Source organism: Candidatus Pelagibacter sp. uisw_098 (genome assembly GCF_059512505.1).
Genome location: NZ_CM183454.1, coordinates 398,689 through 417,063, shown reverse-complemented (window position 1 = coordinate 417,063; position 18,375 = coordinate 398,689). Strand labels below are relative to the sequence as shown.

The 18,375-nt window shown below is 32.3% G+C and carries 24 protein-coding genes; 8 read left to right on the top strand and 16 right to left on the bottom strand.

Going from position 1 to position 18,375, the window contains the following annotated elements; genetic code table 11:
* Window positions 1-20: 20 nt before the first annotated feature.
* On the bottom strand, window positions 21-629 hold the full coding sequence (gene folE, locus AC5YF9_RS02190) for a GTP cyclohydrolase I FolE (protein WP_415304405.1): 609 nt from the start codon (window positions 627-629) through the stop codon (window positions 21-23).
* 77 nt (window positions 630-706) lie between these two features.
* Here folE and hisI point away from each other — a divergent pair, with 77 nt between their 5' ends.
* From hisI to AC5YF9_RS02170, 4 genes are all read left to right on the top strand, one after another.
* The gene (gene hisI / locus AC5YF9_RS02185; RefSeq protein ID WP_415304404.1) at window positions 707-1,174 is read left to right on the top strand and encodes a phosphoribosyl-AMP cyclohydrolase; all 468 of its coding nucleotides are present in this window, start codon (window positions 707-709) and stop codon (window positions 1,172-1,174) included.
* Window positions 1,175-1,798: a putative 2OG-Fe(II) oxygenase gene (locus AC5YF9_RS02180; protein WP_415304403.1), complete on the top strand. Its 624-nt coding sequence runs from the start codon at window positions 1,175-1,177 to the stop codon at window positions 1,796-1,798. It abuts the gene before it with no gap.
* Window positions 1,799-2,173: a DUF2237 family protein gene (locus AC5YF9_RS02175; RefSeq protein ID WP_415304402.1), complete on the top strand. Its 375-nt coding sequence runs from the start codon at window positions 1,799-1,801 to the stop codon at window positions 2,171-2,173.
* A gap of 61 nt (window positions 2,174-2,234) precedes the next feature.
* The gene (locus AC5YF9_RS02170) at window positions 2,235-3,086 is read left to right on the top strand and encodes a bile acid:sodium symporter family protein (RefSeq protein WP_415304401.1); all 852 of its coding nucleotides are present in this window, start codon (window positions 2,235-2,237) and stop codon (window positions 3,084-3,086) included.
* 4 nt (window positions 3,087-3,090) lie between these two features.
* On the opposite strand, the gene AC5YF9_RS02165 is transcribed toward AC5YF9_RS02170, so the two are convergent.
* A complete protein-coding gene (locus tag AC5YF9_RS02165) occupies window positions 3,091-4,065 on the bottom strand; it encodes a hypothetical protein (RefSeq protein WP_415304400.1) in 975 nt (324 codons plus the stop codon).
* 110 nt (window positions 4,066-4,175) lie between these two features.
* Here AC5YF9_RS02165 and AC5YF9_RS02160 point away from each other — a divergent pair, with 110 nt between their 5' ends.
* Window positions 4,176-4,394: a hypothetical protein gene (locus AC5YF9_RS02160; RefSeq protein WP_415304399.1), complete on the top strand. Its 219-nt coding sequence runs from the start codon at window positions 4,176-4,178 to the stop codon at window positions 4,392-4,394.
* On the opposite strand, the gene AC5YF9_RS02155 is transcribed toward AC5YF9_RS02160, so the two are convergent.
* From AC5YF9_RS02155 to AC5YF9_RS02130, 6 genes are read right to left on the bottom strand one after another with little or no spacing between them, the layout of a single operon-like run.
* Entirely contained in the window at window positions 4,395-6,014 is a 1,620-nt protein-coding gene (locus AC5YF9_RS02155; protein WP_415304398.1) for an electron transfer flavoprotein-ubiquinone oxidoreductase, read from the bottom strand. It abuts the gene before it with no gap.
* A gap of 23 nt (window positions 6,015-6,037) precedes the next feature.
* A complete protein-coding gene (locus AC5YF9_RS02150) occupies window positions 6,038-6,991 on the bottom strand; it encodes an electron transfer flavoprotein subunit alpha/FixB family protein (RefSeq protein WP_415304397.1) in 954 nt (317 codons plus the stop codon).
* Window positions 6,991-7,740, bottom strand: coding sequence for an electron transfer flavoprotein subunit beta/FixA family protein (locus tag AC5YF9_RS02145; RefSeq protein WP_415304396.1), 750 nt, complete (start codon window positions 7,738-7,740; stop codon window positions 6,991-6,993). Before AC5YF9_RS02145 ends, AC5YF9_RS02150 begins: the two co-directional genes overlap by 1 nt.
* The gene (locus AC5YF9_RS02140) at window positions 7,740-10,172 is read right to left on the bottom strand and encodes a GcvT family protein (RefSeq protein WP_415304395.1); all 2,433 of its coding nucleotides are present in this window, start codon (window positions 10,170-10,172) and stop codon (window positions 7,740-7,742) included. Before AC5YF9_RS02140 ends, AC5YF9_RS02145 begins: the two co-directional genes overlap by 1 nt.
* A 59-nt stretch (window positions 10,173-10,231) precedes the next feature.
* Window positions 10,232-10,735 (bottom strand): DUF4864 domain-containing protein, encoded by a 504-nt coding sequence (locus AC5YF9_RS02135; protein ID WP_415304394.1) that lies wholly within the window; start codon window positions 10,733-10,735, stop codon window positions 10,232-10,234.
* Window positions 10,677-11,246, bottom strand: a complete 570-nt coding sequence (locus AC5YF9_RS02130) for an NAD(P)H-dependent oxidoreductase (RefSeq protein ID WP_415304393.1) — start codon at window positions 11,244-11,246, stop codon at window positions 10,677-10,679. The genes AC5YF9_RS02135 and AC5YF9_RS02130 overlap by 59 nt, the downstream gene beginning before the upstream one ends.
* Window positions 11,247-11,280: 34 nt before the next feature.
* Here AC5YF9_RS02130 and AC5YF9_RS02125 point away from each other — a divergent pair, with 34 nt between their 5' ends.
* Complete coding sequence (locus AC5YF9_RS02125; RefSeq protein ID WP_415304392.1) at window positions 11,281-11,478, top strand: hypothetical protein; 198 nt, start codon at window positions 11,281-11,283, stop codon at window positions 11,476-11,478.
* Here the strand turns inward: AC5YF9_RS02125 and AC5YF9_RS02120 are convergent.
* The 8 genes from AC5YF9_RS02120 to AC5YF9_RS02085 are packed head-to-tail and all read right to left on the bottom strand — an operon-like array spanning window position 11,436 to window position 16,098.
* On the bottom strand, window positions 11,436-11,858 hold the full coding sequence (locus AC5YF9_RS02120) for a DUF6691 family protein (RefSeq protein ID WP_415304391.1): 423 nt from the start codon (window positions 11,856-11,858) through the stop codon (window positions 11,436-11,438). The genes AC5YF9_RS02125 and AC5YF9_RS02120 overlap by 43 nt on opposite strands.
* A complete protein-coding gene (locus AC5YF9_RS02115) occupies window positions 11,855-12,274 on the bottom strand; it encodes a YeeE/YedE family protein (RefSeq protein ID WP_415304390.1) in 420 nt (139 codons plus the stop codon). Before AC5YF9_RS02115 ends, AC5YF9_RS02120 begins: the two co-directional genes overlap by 4 nt.
* Window positions 12,275-12,712 carry a CoA-binding protein gene (locus tag AC5YF9_RS02110; RefSeq protein WP_415304389.1) on the bottom strand — a complete coding sequence of 146 codons (438 nt, stop codon included), beginning with the start codon at window positions 12,710-12,712 and terminating at the stop codon, window positions 12,275-12,277.
* Window positions 12,712-13,497, bottom strand: coding sequence for an enoyl-CoA hydratase (locus tag AC5YF9_RS02105; RefSeq protein ID WP_415304388.1), 786 nt, complete (start codon window positions 13,495-13,497; stop codon window positions 12,712-12,714). The genes AC5YF9_RS02110 and AC5YF9_RS02105 overlap by 1 nt, the downstream gene beginning before the upstream one ends.
* A complete protein-coding gene (locus tag AC5YF9_RS02100) occupies window positions 13,481-13,855 on the bottom strand; it encodes a cytidyltransferase (protein WP_415289979.1) in 375 nt (124 codons plus the stop codon). The genes AC5YF9_RS02105 and AC5YF9_RS02100 overlap by 17 nt, the downstream gene beginning before the upstream one ends.
* On the bottom strand, window positions 13,855-14,262 hold the full coding sequence (locus tag AC5YF9_RS02095) for a P-loop nucleotide/nucleoside kinase family protein (protein WP_415304387.1): 408 nt from the start codon (window positions 14,260-14,262) through the stop codon (window positions 13,855-13,857). Before AC5YF9_RS02095 ends, AC5YF9_RS02100 begins: the two co-directional genes overlap by 1 nt.
* A 1-nt stretch (window position 14,263) precedes the next feature.
* A complete protein-coding gene (locus AC5YF9_RS02090; RefSeq protein WP_415304386.1) occupies window positions 14,264-14,893 on the bottom strand; it encodes a class I SAM-dependent DNA methyltransferase in 630 nt (209 codons plus the stop codon).
* An 8-nt stretch (window positions 14,894-14,901) separates the two neighbouring features.
* Window positions 14,902-16,098 (bottom strand): aromatic ring-hydroxylating oxygenase subunit alpha, encoded by a 1,197-nt coding sequence (locus AC5YF9_RS02085; RefSeq protein ID WP_415304385.1) that lies wholly within the window; start codon window positions 16,096-16,098, stop codon window positions 14,902-14,904.
* A 101-nt stretch (window positions 16,099-16,199) separates the two neighbouring features.
* Between AC5YF9_RS02085 and AC5YF9_RS02080 the strand changes: the two genes are divergently transcribed.
* Window positions 16,200-16,928, top strand: a complete 729-nt coding sequence (locus AC5YF9_RS02080) for a methylenetetrahydrofolate reductase (protein ID WP_415304384.1) — start codon at window positions 16,200-16,202, stop codon at window positions 16,926-16,928.
* Window positions 16,921-18,279, top strand: coding sequence for a glycine cleavage T C-terminal barrel domain-containing protein (locus tag AC5YF9_RS02075; RefSeq protein ID WP_415304383.1), 1,359 nt, complete (start codon window positions 16,921-16,923; stop codon window positions 18,277-18,279). Before AC5YF9_RS02080 ends, AC5YF9_RS02075 begins: the two co-directional genes overlap by 8 nt.
* The last annotated feature ends 96 nt before the right edge of the window (window positions 18,280-18,375 follow it).

The window sequence follows — 18,375 nt, the reverse complement described above, 5'->3', positions numbered from 1 at the left end:
TTATTTCCTCCTTGCGAGAATTACTTACTAATAAATCTTAAGTATCTATTTTGAACACCAAGGTCTTCTTTAAATTGTCCTAAGAAATAATTTGTAACTGTTGTTGCAGTTTCTTTCTTAATACCCCTCATGGTCATACATTGATGAGTTGAATCTATTGTTACAGCTACACCTTTTGCATCTAAAGATTCCATTATTGTTTTAGCAATTTGCATCGTAAGTCTCTCTTGTGTCTGTAATCTTTTTGAAAAAACTTCTACTACTCTTGCAAGCTTACTTAGACCCACAACTCTCTCATTTGGAATGTATGCAACATGTGCAATTCCAATAATTGGAGCCATATGGTGTTCACAATGACTTTGTACAGAAACATTTTTTTGTACAACCATATCATCATAGCCTTCGACATCCCCAAAAGTCTTATCTAAAATTTTATTAGGGTCTTCTGAGTATCCATTAAAATATTCTTTATATGCTTTAACAACTCTTTTAGGAGTTTCTAATAATCCTTCTCTACTAGGGTCTTCACCCATCCAAGTTAAGATAGTTTTAAAAGCTTCTTCAGCTTCTTTATCAGAAACTTTTTTGGTATCTAAAATCTTGCTATCTGTCTCTTCTACTAATTTCATAAGGCAAGTTTATACAGTAAATCCTTGTTTTTAAAATATTTAATATATTGACCAATATGCTACATAATCACCTAGATATGTTTAAAAAAAGAGAAAATATAGTTGAAATTGAGGAAGGAAAGCTCCTTTCACCTAAATTTGATAATGATGGATTAATTCCAGTTATTACAATGTGTTCTAAAACTAAAGATATTCTTATGCATGGCTATATGAATGTTGAGGCTCTTAAAAAAACTATAGAAACTACAGAGGCTCATTATTTTAGCAGATCTAGACAGCAAATTTGGCACAAAGGTAAAACTAGTGGATACACTCAAAAAGTAACTGAAATTAGAATTGATGATGACCAAGACTCTATTTGGTTAACAGTTGATATTGGGGATGGCTCAAGTTGTCATGTTGGTTATAGATCGTGCTTTTATAGATCAATTCCATTAGGTCCAATTAAAAATGGTAGAGAAATTGAAATGAAATTTAAAGAAAAAGAGAAATCATTTGACCCAGAAATTATTTACAAAGGTCAGCCTAACCCTACAAAAATTTAAGTGGAAAGATTATTATTTAGACCTTTTGGGCCATCTATAGCAAAAGTAAGAATTCCTAATGAAATACTAAATTACCTTAACAAATATACAGAATCTAAATTAAATGAAAATTTAGAAGAAAAAAAAATTAATGCAGGAGATAAGCTTGCTGGCAATGTTTCACAAGAAATTATAATAAACGATGAAGCTATGAAAGAAAGCGGTTTTAGCGATTTTTTAATGAAAGAGTGTGCTAATTGGATTTATTCATATAACAAGCAAAAAATTACAAAATTTGATCTCATAGCATCTTGGATAGTTAGGCAATTTCAAAATGAATATAATCCTCTACATATGCATAATGGACATGTGTCTGGTGTGGGTTATTTAAAATTGCCAACCGTTCTAGGAAACACTAAACAGAAAAATAAACCAAATAAAAATGGTGATCTTCAATTGGTTCATGGTTCTAAAACGTTTTTATCAGAATCTATTTTTAATATAAAACCAAAAGTTGGAGATTTTTATTTTTTCCCACATTATTTAATGCATGTTGTTTACCCATTTTGTGATACTGATGAAGAAAGAAGGTCGGTATCTTTTAACGCTTATGTAGATCATGAAATTTATGCTTCAACTGATTAAATGAAAAATATACAAAAAAATGTTCTAGGTGAAGATCTAGAAGAATGTTCTAACGACCCTTTAACTGGATGGCATAGAGATGGTTGTTGCAGTACTGATGAAAATGATCACGGCGTTCATACGGTTTGTGCAAAAGTTACAACAGAATTTTTAGAATGGTGTAAAGAGGCTGGCAATGATTTAATAACCCCTCATCCTGAGTTTGGGTTTCCAGGACTAAAAGCTGGAGATGGTTGGTGTGTTTGCGCTAGTTGGTATGCAAGAGCTGTTGATGCTGGCAAACCTTGTCCAGTTTATTTAAAAAGAACACATGAAAAAACTTTAAAGCTTGTTTCAATGGAAGTTTTAAAGAAAAATGCTATTGATTTATCTTAGTTAATTCTAAGATTGAAATCATTTTCTTGTAAAACTCAAAATGAACTAATAAGTTTTTAAAATGGAAATTGCAACAAAGATAGCTCCATTAGGTTTAGCTTTAATAATGTTGGGCCTTGGATTGAATTTGACTATTCAAGATTTCATAAGAGTAGTTAAAATTCCAAAAGATTTTTTAGTTGGTTTTATTTCTCAGTTAGTTTTGTTACCAATCGTTGCTTTTTCTATAGCATTACTATTAAACCTATCAGTAGAACTTGCTGTTGGATTAATGCTGATTGCATGTGCGCCTGGTGGTGTTACATCAAATTTAATTACTAAATTTGCTGATGGTGACGTTGCACTTTCAATATCACTAACTGCAGTTGTTAGTTTGATAAGTATTATTTCTGTTCCATTTATAATGTTTGCGTCAATTAATTTTTTTGAAATTAGCGTTATTAAAGAAATATCAGTGATTGGTATTGCTTTAAAAATGTTTCTTGTTGTTACAGTTCCAGTAATAATTGGAATGATAATTAAGCACTTTGCTAAGAACTTTGTTGATAATCAAGCTTCGTTAATTCAAAAAATTTCAGTAATGTTATTTGTGCTGGTGTTTGCTGCTATTTATATAGAGGAGTGGGATAATATTATTTCTTATATTATGAATGCAGGTTTGGTTGTTTTAATCTTAAACTTAACAATGATGATTTTAGGGTTTTATATTGCAAAATATTTTGCATCTGGAGTTGCACAACAAAGATGTATTTCAATAGAGTGTGGACTTCAAAATGGAACATTAGCACTATTTGTTGGAACGCAAATGTTTGGTGAAAATATAACTACTTTTATTGTGCCAACAGCGGCTTATGCTTTAATAATGATGATAACCTCAGTAATTTTTGTATTTATTCTTAGAAAAAATACATAAGGCTTTAATTATCTTTCATTAAGCTCAAATTATAAATACGTGCTGCAAATTTAGATAGATTAATAAAAGTATTATTTTGCACTATTAATAATTCTTTTTTATGAACTCCTTTATTAGTTGAATAATGTTTTTTACTATCGATTGTTAAAAATTTTCCTTTAACCAGTTTATTTAGTTTTCTCATAACTGTAGCTCTTGGTATACCTGTAATATCTGAAATCGACATTGCATTAACGCCTGAAAATTCTTGCCTATCTCCAAAAAAATACTTTTCTAGATATAGTGTTTTACTCATTTCACTAGTATCAATTTTTTGTGCGTTTAATGCTTGATTGCCTAAGCAAACCCCATGAACATGAAAGGTCTCTAAATCACCATGGATTTTTTTAAACATTAATAACATCGGCATTTGCATATCGTAGTAAAGCTTCCAAACAAATGAAAAATTATCTTTAACAGCTCTAACTATCAGATTTGAATCAACTGGTTGTGACATAAATCCTTCTTCAAAAATAATTTTTGACAGAGTTGATAAAAAATATGACATATTTTTCATTGTTTCTTCAGGCTTTATACTTGGCCAAGCATTTCTATCAATTATAATTTTTTTATTACTTTTTTTAATTGCTCCTAATTTTTCTAATTCATTAATTTTTCTTCTGGTTGTCTCTTTTGGTATGTTGAGTGCATTAGATATCTCCATTACATTGAGTGTTTCTACTTCAATCTCATTTTGACTAAAAAATTCATCGTAATTTAATTTCACAAAATTTTTTGAATAATAATCAAATGTTTTAACCATCAAATATATAATAATCATGAACTTTTCATAATCATGAAAAGTTCTGTAAAGATTATTCATCCATCTCATTTGTATTGGTAGCCAAATAGGCTGAATAGAAGTGAAATTTTTACTTAATGTGCAATAAATATCCTTACTAAGAATTTGTTTTGATATTTTTGGTAAATTTATAGGCATATAATATATTTATAAGCTTAACCCAAAATGAACACTCAAGTAAATAGATAAGACCCATAATGGTCTATTGCTTGATTGTGCATTGTACTTTCCAATGATTAGTTGCATGCATGAGTGCAGAAAAAAAATTTAGTTCTGGGATAAGTGATCTTCCTCCTTTTGTGACCCCTGAAAAAAGCGAGGAAGTTTCATCATCAGGACGTGTTGATATAAATATTCTCTTAAATAGAGCTAGAAAAGTTAAAGAAAAAGAAACTATAACAAATCTAGTTTTTATAGGGTTAACGCTCTCTCTTATTTTTGTTGTTGGTATTATTTTATCTTTTTAACTACATATTTCCATATTTAGGCCCACCACTTCCTTCAGGTGTTACCCAGGTAATATTTTGAGAAGGTTCTTTAATATCACAAGTTTTACAATGAATACAGTTTTGTGAGTTTATGACAAATTTATTTACACCATTTTCATTTTGAACCTCATAAACACCTGCAGGACAATATCTTTGTGCAGGTTCATCAAATTTTTCTAAAGTATAATTTATCGGTAAGTTTGGATCCTTTAGCTGTAAATGTACTGGCTGATTGTCGGTATGATTAGTTCCTGTTAAATAAACTGAACTTGTTTTATCAAATGTGATCACGTTATCTGGTTTAGGATAGTCAATTTTTGGCATTTCATTTGCTGGTTTTAAAGTTTCATGATCAGCATGTTTGTGTTTTAGTGTAAATGGTAATTTTCCTTTAAATAATATTTGATCAATTCCTGTAAATATTATTCCAAGAATTAAACCCCAACTAAAACTTGGTTTAACATTTCGGGCAGTATGCAGTTCTTCATAAACCCAACTTTTTTTAAATTTATCTTCATAAATTGATAAATCTTGTTTTTCTTTTAAATGTTCATTTATGGTCTCAGCAGCAATCATTCCACTTTTCATTGCAGTGTGTGATCCTTTAATCTTAGGCATATTTAAAGTTCCTGCATCACAACCAATTAATAAAGCACCAGGCATAAACATTTTTGGTAAACTCTGAAGTCCACCTTCAATTAAAGCACGTGCACCATAAGAAATACGTTTTCCACCTTCAATTACTTTTTTTATTGCTGGATGAGTTTTAAATCTTTGAAATTCATCAAACGGTGAAAGATGTGGGTTTTTATAATCAAGACCAATTACATAACCTAAAAAAACTTGCTTGTTTTCTGCGTGGTAAATAAAGCTCCCACCATAAGTATTATTATCTAGTGGCCAACCTGCCGTATGCATTACCATTCCCTCTTCATGTTGTTGTTCACTAATTTCCCAAATTTCTTTAAATCCAATTCCATATTGTTGAGGATCTTTACCTTCTGATAAATTATATTTTTCAATTAATTGTTTTCCAAGATGTCCTCTGCATCCTTCTGCAAAAACAGTGACTTTTCCTAAAAGCTCTATGCCTGGTTCAAAGCCATCTTTTTTGTTTCCATCTTTATCAACTCCCATGTCTTGAGTTGCAACTCCCTTAACTGATCCATCTTCATTGTATAAAATTTCACTTGCAGGAAAGCCTGGAAATATTTCAACTCCTAAGGCTTCTGCTTGTTCTGCTAGCCATCTGCATAAATTAGCTAGACTTATTATATAATTTTTGTGGTTTTGTTGAACTGATGGAAGTAGCCATGTAGGCCAGCTTAATGATTTTGATTTTCCTAAAAATAAGAATTTTTCTTTAGAAACCTTAGTTTTTATAGGTGAATTGAGTTCTTTCCAGTTTGGTAATAACTCATCTAAAGCTCTAGTTTCAAAAACATTACCACTTAGAATATGCGCACCAATCTCTGAGGCTTTTTCAAGTAAACACACATTTAATTCTGGATCTAATTGTTTAAGTTTAATTGCCGTAGATAGTCCTGAAGGACCACCCCCAACGATTACCACATCATAATCCATTGCTTCTCTAGGCATATCTTGAATTTTTACAGTACTGATTATTTTTGTATACTATTTAATTTATTCAATTCTTCTAAGAATTGAGGTAACGCCTCAAATAAGTCTGCTTCCAGACCATAATCTGCGACACTAAATATTGGCGCTTCACCATCTTTATTTATAGCAACAATAATTTTACTTTCTTTCATTCCAGCTAAATGCTGAATTGCTCCTGAAATTCCAACTGCAATATACAAATCAGGCACAACAACTTTACCAGTTTGACCAACTTGATGTTCGTTACTAATATATCCCGCATCAACTGCTGCTCGTGATGCTCCAATTGCTGCATTTAATTTATCTGCAATATCAGTTATTAATTTGAAATTCTCTCCATTTTGCATTCCTCTTCCACCAGAAACTACAATTCTAGCAGTCCCAAGTTCAGGTCTATCTGACTTAACTTCTTCTCTTTTGATAAATTTTGAAAGTGTAAACTCTTCAGCAGCTTCAATTTTTTCTATTGGGGCAGAGCCACCAGATGTTTCGCAAGGCTCGAAAGATGTTGGTCTAATTGTTATACATTTTTTTGTGTCGGTACTTTTTACAGTAGCAAATGCATTGCCCGCATAAATAGGTCTTATGAATGTATCTGCTGATATCACTTTAGTAATGTCACTTACTTGAGATATATCTAAATTTGCTGCTATTCTTGGCATCAAATTTTTACCAAATGTATTTGCAGAACTAACAATATGAGAATAATTTTCTGAAACTTTTACAACTAATGGTGCAAAGTTTTCTGCTAAGTAGTTTTCATAGTGAGGAGCTTCAGCATGTAATACTTTTTTAACAGCTGGCATTTCAGATAATGATTTAGCAACATCTCCACAATTATTTCCAATTAATAGGACATGTACATCTCCATCCATTTGTGATGCTGCAGTAATTGCGTTTAATGTAAAAGGTCTTACTTCTTTATTATTATGCTCTGCTATTAATAAAACTGACATTATATTACCTTTGCCTCATTTTTAAGTTTGCTAACTAACTCGGCAACACTTGCAACTTTAATTCCTGCTTTTCTCTTTGGTGGTTCTTCTACTTTAATTTGTTGAACTCTAGGTGTGGTATCAACTTCTAAGTCAGCGGCTGTTAAAATTTCTAAAGGTTTTTTTTTAGATTTCATAATATTTGGTAGTGAAGCATAACGTGGCTCATTTAATCTTAAATCACACGTCACGATAGCTGGTAGATTAACTTCAATTGTTTCTAATCCTTCATCAATTTCTCTTGTTACTTCTAAAGTTCTGTCTTTTATTTCAATTTTTGATGCAAATGTTGCTTGAGGCCAATTCAATAAAGCACTTAACATTTGGCCTGTTTGATTACAGTCATCATCAATTGCTTGTTTACCCATAAAAACTAGGTCTGGTTTTTCTTTTTCAACAATTTTTTGTAGTGCTTTAGCTACGGCTAATGGCTCAACAATTCCTTCTGTTTTGATTAAAATTCCTCTATCAGCACCAACTGCCAAGGCTTTTCTAACAGTTTCTTGTGATTTTTCCTCACCCACTGTAATTGCAATAATCTCTGACGCCTTACCTGCTTCTTTAATTTTTACAGCCTCTTCAATAGCATTATCATCGGGTGGATTGCTCGACATTTTTACATTATCAGTAACAACACCAGTTCCATCCTCTTTAACTCTGACTTGAACGTTGTAATCAATTACTCTTTTAACTGCGACTAATATTTTCATTATGCTCTCAATAAATTATTTTCTGGATCGTAAGGACTCTCATCCAATATAGTAGCATCGTACATTTTTCCTAAAATATCAATTTTCAATTTTTGACCAGTTGTCGCAACATCAGGGTTCACCATTCCTAATGCAATCGATTTACCTAGTCTAAATCCAAAATCTCCTCCTGTTGCACGTCCAACAACTTTGTCGTTTTCATAAATTGGATTGTTTCCTAGAACATCTGCATCTTCAACATTGTGAATTTCCATGGTAACCAGTTTATTTTTAAAACCTTTTTCTCTCCATTTATTAAGCGCTTCTAAGCCAATAAAGTTTCCTTTATTAGGATGTATAAATCTATCTAGTCCAGATTCGTAAGGTGAATATTCAATTGATAATTCTGTCCCAACAAGTTTATAAGATTTTTCAAGTCTTAAACTATTCATCGCTCTAATCCCATAAGGCTTAATACCTAAATCTTTGCCAGCTTCCATCAATTTGTCAAATATATGGTTTTGGTATTCAATTGGATGATGAAGCTCCCAACCTAATTCACCAACAAAGTTCACTCTCATAGCATTCACTGGTGCATTTCCAACATTCACATTTTTAGCACTCAACCATTTAAAGTTTTCACCAGAAAAATCATCTTTTGAAACTCTTGTCATTAATTCTCTAGCCTTTGGACCAGACACAACAAGTACACCCATACTATTAGTAAGGTTTTCAAATTGAACTGTCCCATCTGTTGGCATCCATTTTTGAATCCAATCGTGGTCTAATCTTTGGTTAGCTCCTGCAGAAACTAAATAGAAACTATCTGGAGCTTCTCTCATTATTGTAAATTCAGAATGCACTCCTCCTTTAGTATTAAGGGCATGACATAAACCAATTCTTCCTATTTTTTTTGGAAGTTTGTTTGCTACTAAGTAATCTAAAAACTCTTCAGCCCCAGGACCTTTAATTCTACATTTTGCAAATGCAGTCATGTCTAAAAGACCCACATTTTCTTTTACATTTTTACATTCTTTTTTTATTGCCTCAAACCACTTGGATCTTCTAAAAGACCAATCATCTTTTTGCTCCATTCCATCTGTTGCAAAGAAGTTTGGTCTCTCCCAACCAAATTTTTGTCCAAATACCGCACCTAATGCTTTCATTCTGTCATAACAAGGTGATGTTCTTAATTCTCTAGCGGCACCTCTTTCTTCATCTGGGTAATGAACTTTAAATACATGGTTATAAGCTTCTTCGTTTTTTTCTTTTAAGTAAGATTTTGTTGCATAATCACCAAATCTTCTTGGGTCAACACCAAGCATATCAACCGTTGGTTCCCCATCTACAATCCACTCAGCAAGTTGCCATCCTGCACCACCTGCTGCAGTTATACCAAAACTATGTCCTTCATTTATCCAAAAATTTTTAAGTCCCCACGCCGGTCCTACAATTGGGTTTCCATCAGGTGTGTAACAAATTGCTCCGTTATAAACTTTTTTTACACCCACTTCTCCAAAGGCTGGAACACGATGAATTGCGCCTTCTATATGTGGAGCAAGTCTATCTAAATCTTCTTGAAATAATTCATACTCAGAATCTTTTGATGGTCCATCAACATAACAAGCTGGAGCACCATCCTCATAGGGTCCTAATATTAAACCACCTGCTTCTTCTCTCATGTACCATCTACTGTCACTATCTCTTAAAACTCCCATCTCTGGTAAGCCTTCTTTTTTTCTTTTTAAAATATCTGGGTGTGCTTCTGTCACAATATATTGATGCTCAACAGGTATGGCAGGAATATCTAAACCAACCATTTTTCCAGTTTGTCTTGCAAAATTTCCTGAACAAGAAATTACATGTTCACATTCAATAGCTCCTTTGTCAGTTTCAACAGTCCATCCATCTTTAGTTTGTTTAATTCCAACTACAGACGTGTTTCTATAAATTTCTGCACCCATATTTCTTGCACCCGTAGCCATTGCTTGAGTTAAATCAGCAGGTTGAATATATCCATCCTCTGGGTGTTGGATTGCTCCAAGCAAATCATCTGTACGACATAAAGGCCAAATTTCTTTTACCTGATCTGGAGTTAAAAATTTTACATCAACACCTATAGTTTGTGCCACTCCTGCATATTGATGATACTCATCCATCCTATCTTTAGTGCTTGCTAAACGAATATTTGAGACAACACTGAAGCCAACATTTTGTCCTGTCTCTTCTTCTAATTTTTTGTAAAGATCAACTGCATACTTATGAAGCTGTCCAACTGAATAACTCATATTAAATAGTGGAAGCAGACCTGCTGCGTGCCAAGTTGATCCTGAAGTTAACTCTTTTCTTTCGACAAGAACAACATCAGACAAACCTTTTTTTGCCAGGTGATAAAGAGCACTAACCCCTACTACGCCACCACCAACTACAACAACTTTAGCTTTAGATTTCATTAATCCGATTCCTACTATTTTTTTATTATTAACGAAACAAAATTCGTTTAGTTATTAGCTTAAACTGAAGATCCAAGAGGCATTGGTGCGGATACCATTGTGGTCAGCCAGCAGTCCTTAAGGGGACCATTTTTTGTATATTTTTCAACTGCCCACTTAAATTTATAGTAGACCTTATCTCTATCAAGAACTGTTACTTCAAAAAGAGCAGTTAAATCAGTAGATTTTATCTTCACAACCTTATGGTCCAAGTGATTAAGAAGCATCACATAAGATTTTCCTTTTATCATCGTTTTAAATCGATCTAAAGGACCTGTGTTTTTTTGATTATTTGGGTGTGCAAATTCCCAAGTCTGCTCAATTCCATTATCTTTTTTTGGATTATCATTCTGTTTTAAACTTCTTAATTGGATTTTGACAACTTGATAAGGTTCAATCCCATTATTAGGCTTAACTAATTCAGCAAATGATGGAGATGTAAAAAATAAAGTAATTAAAATTAATTTATATATTTTGTGCAGTTGTTCTGACGTCTTCCAAAAATTGTTCTCTTTTTTTATCACTGACAAACGGTACAGCAAAGTATCTTCTATAAACAATATTATAAATGCCACACATGTGAAATACCCCCCTTTTTAATCTTCTTATAGGTAAGTTTAAGAAGAAGGTTGTAATGGCGAGCCTTGGTGATCCATAAGTACAAAAAATTATAGCTTTTTTATCTTTTAAGTTTCCCATTGGATAACCATAGTTTCCAACTAATTTTTTAAATGTAAATGCCCATGGTGGTGACAAAACTTTATCTATCCATCCCTCCACAATTGCTGGCATTCTAAAGTTCCAAATAGGTGCAATTAGAACAATTGTATCACACTTCTCAATTCGTCTACGATGATCTAAAACATCTTCACCAGCTTGTTCACCTGCAAAAACAGGGTTAAATTTTTCCTTATATAGGTCTACACAATCAACTGAATGACCATTTGCTTCAACTGTTTTTATAAATGTATCTCTAATAGCAGCATTAAAAGATTTTTTGTTATAATGACCATATAAAAGAAATATTTTTTTCATTTGTGTATTTTTAAACTAGTTCTATAAGAAAGCCATGAAAAATTTTTATGTAATCGAAGGTAAGCATACCAACCCTAATGAGATTGAAACAATACTAAAGAATACTGAAAAAAAACATGGCCCTTTTGAAGAGCAAGAAGCTACCCAAATTGCCAAAGGTTTAATTCAAAAAAATATAGATGATTTTTATCATCGAGCATGGGTAGTCGGTTCTGACAATTTAGCTAAATAAAACCCAGCAAACATTGCAACTACAAAGACAGCTGAATTAATATTTAACAAAGCTAAAGATGCTATCGCAGGTCCAGGACATAAACCTGCCAAACCCCATCCTGCTCCAAAAAGTGAAGAGCCAATAATTAACTTTTTATTTATCTCTTTATTAGTCGTGTAATTGAAGTTTTTAGTAAAAATAGGTTTTTTATTATTTTTAAATAAGTGAAAAAATGGAGAAGATATAATTAGAGCTCCAATCATCACAAATGCTAAAGATGGGTCCCAATCTCCAAAAATATTTAAGAAACCTAAAACTTTAGCAGGATCAATCATTTCTGAAACAGTAAGACCAATTCCAAATATTATTCCACAAACTAAAGATATAATTTTACTCATACTAAGCTTTTCACCAAAACAGTTAAAATTCCAACAATCATGAAGGTTATTGTTGCAATAATTGACCTTGTAGAAAATCTGCCCATTCCACTAATTCCATGACCACTAGTACACCCCCCACCAATTTTCGTGCCAACACCAACCATTAAACCTGCTGCTGATAATAAAAAAAATGAATTTGAAATTGAAATATTAATTTCTTGAGATGTAAAAAATTTATATAAAATAGGGCCAATTATTAACCCCACTATAAATAAAAAATTATCAACTCTATTATTTTTAGAAGTTAAAAAATTACTAGCAATTCCACTTATTCCAATTAATCGACCGTTAAAGACAAAGAATAGAACTACAGCCAATCCAATTAATGCACCCCCTAGAAACGCGGGCAAAGGAGTAAAATTTATTATATTCATTTAATTTTGTAAGACAGGAAAAGCTGGATTTATATTTAAAAAAAGCTTTTGATATTCCATTTTAGTGCATCTATTTTCTATGTATTCGATATTCTTACTTTCTACTAACTTTTTAGCTTCTACACTTCTTATTCCTAATTGTAGCCAAAGAACTTTAGCACCAATTTTAATACCACCCTCCGCAAACTTAAGTGCTTCTGCTGAGGGTCTAAACACATCCACAATATCTATTGGTATTTTGATATCTTCAAGTTTTTCATAAACTTCTTCTCCTAATATCTTTAATCCTTTTGCACTGGGATTAACTGGAATAACTTTAAAACCATACTTCTGCATATATTTCATAACAATAGTTGAAGGTTTTTTGTCGTCCTTACTAACACCCACCATTGCAATTGTTTTATATTTTGAAAGAATTTCTTTTATTTTGTCGTTCACTACTTATGTTTCCACTTAGGTTTTCTTTTTTGTAGAAATGCAGATATTCCTTCTTTTGCATCCATTGCCATCATATTTTTAGCCATCATTTTACTTGTGTATGTATAAGCTTTTCTCAATGGCATCTCTAATTGATTATAAAAAGTTTGTTTGCCGATTTTAATTGTAAAACTTGATTTTGAAGCAATAGTTTTGGCAACTTTTAATACTTCATTGTTTAATTTTGATTTAGAAAAATGATTATTAATTAATCCAATTTCTTTAGCATAATTTGCTTTAATGGGTTCACCAGTTAACAGCATCTGCATCATTCTTTTTCTATTAACTTTTCTGCTAATAGCTACCATTGGTGTACTACAAAATAAGCCTATATTTACTCCTGGTGTTGCAAATATTGCATCATTAGCACTGTAAGCAAGATCACAACTCGCAACTAATTGACATCCCGCAGCAAATGCTGCCCCATGAACTTTTGCAATAACTGGCTTTTTTCCTTCAACTATTTGAAGCATTAATTTTGAGCAAAGATTAAAAAGTTTTTGATATTTTTCTCTTTTCTTTAATCCACTTACTTCTTTTAAATTATGACCTGCACTAAAACCTTTTCCAGACCCTTCAATAATTATTACCTTAATATTTTTGTCTTCATCTAATTTTTTAAAAGCTTTAATTAAATCTTCTAAATTTTTAAATGAAAGTGCGTTATATGTTTTTGGCTCATTAATGATGATTGAAGCAATATCTTTATTTAGAAGTTTAACTTTAATATTACTTAAGTTTGCCATCTTCTCTCATTTTAGCTCTAATTTTTGTTGCAGAGATTTGTTGAATTTCCTCTGACAAAACAACTTCTTCTATTTTGTAACCAACCCCTCTTCCGTAACAAATATTAGTAATATTAGGAACCATCATTACTTTAAATCTTCCTTCAAATTCTGGGTTTAACTTTTCTTCAATATTTTTTTTTACTGTATCAAAATCAAATGGATTATCGTCAACACCTTGAACATCTCTTATTTGAATGCAAACTTGACCCGTTTTTTTAATAATTTCTTGAAATAAAGCATAGTGACCATCATGAAAAGGTTGCCATCTACCAAGCATTTGTGCTGTTGGTTTTTTATTATCCCACTCGTAAGCCATTATTTTATTTCCTTTACTATTATTGGTGCCCAATGTTTAGCATCTTGAGTTGTAACCTGACAATCAAATTTTTCAGGTTTTATAAACATCTTGTTAGTATCATCAAAACGTCCCTCTTTTATTGTATTTACCCAAATAATATAATCTGCTGGAAATAGATTTCTTGCCTCAGGTGTCGGACAAACAAAGTCTGCTACAACATAATCTCCATCATCTTTTAATTTTTTTGCAAAATCTGCCATTCTTTTGGCTTGTCTTATTCTACCTTCTTCTGAAAAATCCCAATCATTAGCTTCTTTTCTAACTTCATCAGCATTAAGTCTTTTAGCATTTAGTGATGGGGCAATTTCATTTGCTAAAGTTGTTTTACCAGATCCTGGAAGACCCATGATTAATATTATTTTCATTTTATTTTATAACCTCATATAGACCCAGCCACGCATTTACATCTTTGCTGGCAATATAGTCTGATTTAAAAAATTCAATTTCTTTCCATTTATTCTTATCTTTTAATTCTTTTATTTTTTTATCAAACCCATATTCTTCGTAAATTCCTTCATTAATAGTAAAACAAATCAGGCCTTTATTTTTAGTAATTCTTACAAATTCCTCTAAAGCATTAGGTTTAACATGGGCATAAGTAAAGGTTCCAACGCACATAACTGCGTCATAATAGTTATCATTAGTTTTTATAGCCTCATTTAAATCTACTTTATCTAATTTTTTATATAAACCTTTTGGAATTTTATCTAATAAAGTTTTAGATAAATCTGCACCATAAAAATTATTATATCCAAATTTTTTCAATTCTTTTCCAACTAAACCTGTTCCACAACCTGCATCAAATATTAGCATATCTTTATTTTTAGCATACTTCTTAAAGGTGTTTACCGTTTCTTTTGGACCTGAATAGTCCCAATCAACCATATCTTTATTATATTTATCTTTATTTCCCCACTCATCATAGAAACTCATTACTTGTTTAGTGGTTTTTAGTTTGTAAATTGGGATTTTATTTCCTACATCTTTTTTTGACATTTATTCTTTCATTCAGTTAAATTATTAGCGACCCACTTATGAAATTGATGAGTTGGATTATCCATTACTGGAGAAAAATTTCCACCATTATATACTGGTGAATTTCTACCTTCCTGCATACCTTCTATGGCTTTTATATCTTCTGACATAACTTCTTTCCAAAATTCTGCATTTTTTTTTCTCATCTCAATAAACTCAGATCCATTCGCACTATCATCACCAACGTAATACATCATTAAATGTTCTTTAGTTTTACTAATAGACTTAGGTTCTAACCAAAAAACATAAAAGTGATCTATATGAAGACCAATCATTACATTTGGAAATAAAGCAATATACTCAGCTTTTTTGGACAATTCTTTTGGCCAATTTGGAAAATTATTAAAACTTTTATTTTCTTTAATGGGTTGGTCGTATTTATTTGTACCTTGACCAGTAAATCTATTTGGTAAGCCTTGAATATGGTAATGGTCGCTAATATTTGAAACTTTATTTAATTCAGGATGAATCCAAGGCAAATGATAACTTTCACAATAATTCTCTATTGCAAACTTCCAATTACATTTAACATCAAGACTGAAATACCCATGATCTTTTGAGTGCTTAAGTAATTTTTGATCTTTCTTAGATATGAATTTTAACCATCTTTCCTCAAGAGGCTTGATATACTCATCAAACTCTAATTCATTACCATTTATATTGATAAATATTATGTCCATCCAAACTTTGGTTCTAACTTCCTTCAAATTACTTGATGATTTATCGAATTTTTCTGTCTCATGAATATTCAAGCCTCCAATATGAGGTGTCGCAACCAACTTTCCATCAAAATCGTAGGACCATGAATGATATGGACATCTTAAGACATTTTTCAAAGTACAAGGCTCATCTAAAAGCTTGAAGCCTCTATGGCTACAGACATTATGAAATACTCTTATTTTTTTCTCTTTGTCTCTTAGAATAATAAGAGGGATGCCCAGTAAATTATAAGGTTGAGCGTCTCCTTCATTTGGTACAGAACTTCCAACGCCAATCGCTGTCCATTTATCCTTGAAAATCCTCTCTCTTTCAATTCTTAGATAGTCAGAGCTGGTGTAGCACTCGTTTGGTAAGCCATGGGCTTTCTCGATGGGGTTCCCAACCACTCTAATCTTCTCCAAATCCAAGATCTTTGAAAGTTCAAGATTTTTAGGATCTTTAGACATTAAAAAAAAATATCACCAGCAAAATTTTTGGCAACAATTATTTTTGTCCACAAGATGAATTTCTTTGACAGCATTTACAAAAAAGATAATCATCGGGAAAAATGAATTTTTCACTTGAGGTTGGACCTCAAACAGATCTTGATACATTGCCTCTAGTTAAGGATGTTTATGTAACCATGCTTCCAGGAGGAGATTATAAAGAGACTGCTAACCAGTCAGCTGAATTAGTTAAAAAAGGATTTAATCCAGTTCCACATTTTCCAGCAAGATCAATTACGGATGATACTCAGCTTAAAGATTACATTGCAAGATGTAAAGATGTGGGTGTTAAACAAGCTTTAGTTATTGGAGGAAGCAGAGAACCAGTTGGAAAATTTGATAGTTCAATTCAAATTTTAGAAACAGGGTTTTTTGATGGAATTAAAATAGGAATAGCAGGACATCCAGAGGGAAGTCAGGATATTTCTGATAAAGAATTAGAAAAGGCTATGATAGATAAAAAACCTTACGCCGACTATATAGTAACTCAATGGTTACTGGACAGTCAACCTATCGTAGATTTCATTTCTAAGCAGTCAGTACCAGTGCATGTAGGAATTACTGGGCCAATGAAAATAACTAGCTTGATTAAATTTGCTAATATTGTCGGGGCGAAAAATTCTATAAATTTTCTTAAGTCTAATTTTAGTAAGGCATTAGATTTATTGAAACCTAAAGACCCTAATGAATTAATTGGGAAAGTGAAAGAGTTTACTGGCAACTTCCACATTTATACATTCGGCGGCTTGAAGGAAACTAACAAGTGGTTGAAGGAGAACGGTTATGTCTAATGAATTTGACTATACTAAACTAAATCATGTGACTTCAGTTGATCAATCAGATCGTGAAGTACCATATAACTTAAGACAGAGTGGGCCTACAAAAGTTGAAATGTTAATTTCAACAAGAGTAAGAAAATCTCCATACTGGCATCTATCAATGGAAGCTGGTTGTTGGAGAGCAACTGTTTACAATCGTATTTATCACCCAAGAGGTTATGTAAAACCTGAAGATGGTGGAGCTATGGTTGAGTATGAAGCAATTAAAAATCACGTTACAATGTGGAACGTTGCTGTTGAAAGACAAATTAGAGTTAAAGGTCCTGATGCAGAAAAGTTTACTGACTACGTTATAACTAGAGATGCAACTAAAATCTCACCCATGAGAGCAAGATATGTAATTCTATGTAATGCTTATGGTGGAGTTTTAAATGATCCTATTCTTCTTAGAATTTCAAAAGATGAATTTTGGTTCTCACTATCAGACTCTGATATTGGAATGTATCTTCAAGGTGTGAACGCTGATGGAAGATTTGATTGTACAATTGAAGAAATTGACGTTTGCCCTGTGCAAATTCAAGGTCCTAAATCAAAAGCTTTAATGAAAGACCTTTGTGGAGATCAAGTTGATTTTGACAATATGCCTTTCTACGGTTTAGCTGAAGTTAAAGTTGGCGGCAGAAGTTGTGTGATTTCACAATCTGGTTTCTCAGGTGAAGCTGGATATGAAATCTACTTAAGAGAAGCAACTAAATATGCTGATGATATGTGGAATGCTGTTCTTGCTGCAGGTAAAAAACATAGCCTAATGGTTATCGCTCCTGCTCACCATAGAAGGATTCAAGCTGGAATTCTTTCTTGGGGACAAGATATGGATCAACAACATAATCCTTTCCAGTGTAACCTTGGTTATCAAGTTTCACTATCTGGTAAAGGTGAGTGGGATAAAAAAGCTGACTATGTTGGAAAAGCTGCATTAGAGAAAATGGGTGCAGATCTTAAGGCTGGTCAAAAACCTTACAAACTTCAGTTAGTAGGTCTTGAGTTGGGTGGAAAACCAATTGAAGAATATGCTCCTGACTTTTGGTTAGTGTCACCTGAGAATGGTGGAGATCCTGTAGGATTTATCACATCACCTTGGTATCACCCTGAAAAAGGTCAAAATATAGCAATGGGATATGTACCATTTGATGGAACGTTAAATGCTAATGGTTTCCCTAAAGGAAAAGCTGGAACTAAATACAAAGTTCACTTACCTGCTAAATATTCAGACACACCAGGAACACCTGTTGATGCTGTGGTAGTAGATATGCCATTTACAGAATCTTATAACGCAAACACAAGAGAAGTCGTTAAAGGTTAAATTAATTATTTGGGGGAGGTTAATTCTCCCCCATTAATAATGACAAAATCATTTCTAATCCTAATTTGCATAATAATAGTAATTGCTTTAATACTC

What these genes read in the sequence shown, in the direction of transcription:
- AC5YF9_RS02125 (WP_415304392.1), top strand. Translation starts at nt 11,281, where the DNA reads ATGAAAAATTTTTATGTAATCGAAGGTAAGCATACCAACCCTAATGAG.
- AC5YF9_RS02080 (WP_415304384.1), top strand. Translation starts at nt 16,200, where the DNA reads ATGAATTTTTCACTTGAGGTTGGACCTCAAACAGATCTTGATACATTG.
- AC5YF9_RS02100 (WP_415289979.1), bottom strand. Translation starts at nt 13,855, where the DNA reads ATGGCTTACGAGTGGGATAATAAAAAACCAACAGCACAAATGCTTGGT.
- AC5YF9_RS02145 (WP_415304396.1), bottom strand. Translation starts at nt 7,740, where the DNA reads ATGAAAATATTAGTCGCAGTTAAAAGAGTAATTGATTACAACGTTCAA.
- AC5YF9_RS02170 (WP_415304401.1), top strand. Translation starts at nt 2,235, where the DNA reads ATGGAAATTGCAACAAAGATAGCTCCATTAGGTTTAGCTTTAATAATG.
- AC5YF9_RS02090 (WP_415304386.1), bottom strand. Translation starts at nt 14,893, where the DNA reads ATGTCAAAAAAAGATGTAGGAAATAAAATCCCAATTTACAAACTAAAA.
- AC5YF9_RS02075 (WP_415304383.1), top strand. Translation starts at nt 16,921, where the DNA reads ATGTCTAATGAATTTGACTATACTAAACTAAATCATGTGACTTCAGTT.
- hisI (WP_415304404.1), top strand. Translation starts at nt 707, where the DNA reads ATGTTTAAAAAAAGAGAAAATATAGTTGAAATTGAGGAAGGAAAGCTC.
- AC5YF9_RS02150 (WP_415304397.1), bottom strand. Translation starts at nt 6,991, where the DNA reads ATGTCAGTTTTATTAATAGCAGAGCATAATAATAAAGAAGTAAGACCT.
- AC5YF9_RS02165 (WP_415304400.1), bottom strand. Translation starts at nt 4,065, where the DNA reads ATGCCTATAAATTTACCAAAAATATCAAAACAAATTCTTAGTAAGGAT.
- AC5YF9_RS02160 (WP_415304399.1), top strand. Translation starts at nt 4,176, where the DNA reads ATGAGTGCAGAAAAAAAATTTAGTTCTGGGATAAGTGATCTTCCTCCT.
- AC5YF9_RS02085 (WP_415304385.1), bottom strand. Translation starts at nt 16,098, where the DNA reads ATGTCTAAAGATCCTAAAAATCTTGAACTTTCAAAGATCTTGGATTTG.
- AC5YF9_RS02115 (WP_415304390.1), bottom strand. Translation starts at nt 12,274, where the DNA reads ATGAATATAATAAATTTTACTCCTTTGCCCGCGTTTCTAGGGGGTGCA.
- folE (WP_415304405.1), bottom strand. Translation starts at nt 629, where the DNA reads ATGAAATTAGTAGAAGAGACAGATAGCAAGATTTTAGATACCAAAAAA.
- AC5YF9_RS02130 (WP_415304393.1), bottom strand. Translation starts at nt 11,246, where the DNA reads ATGAAAAAAATATTTCTTTTATATGGTCATTATAACAAAAAATCTTTT.
- AC5YF9_RS02120 (WP_415304391.1), bottom strand. Translation starts at nt 11,858, where the DNA reads ATGAGTAAAATTATATCTTTAGTTTGTGGAATAATATTTGGAATTGGT.
- AC5YF9_RS02095 (WP_415304387.1), bottom strand. Translation starts at nt 14,262, where the DNA reads ATGAAAATAATATTAATCATGGGTCTTCCAGGATCTGGTAAAACAACT.
- AC5YF9_RS02155 (WP_415304398.1), bottom strand. Translation starts at nt 6,014, where the DNA reads ATGCCTAGAGAAGCAATGGATTATGATGTGGTAATCGTTGGGGGTGGT.
- AC5YF9_RS02105 (WP_415304388.1), bottom strand. Translation starts at nt 13,497, where the DNA reads ATGGCAAACTTAAGTAATATTAAAGTTAAACTTCTAAATAAAGATATT.
- AC5YF9_RS02175 (WP_415304402.1), top strand. Translation starts at nt 1,799, where the DNA reads ATGAAAAATATACAAAAAAATGTTCTAGGTGAAGATCTAGAAGAATGT.
- AC5YF9_RS02140 (WP_415304395.1), bottom strand. Translation starts at nt 10,172, where the DNA reads ATGAAATCTAAAGCTAAAGTTGTTGTAGTTGGTGGTGGCGTAGTAGGG.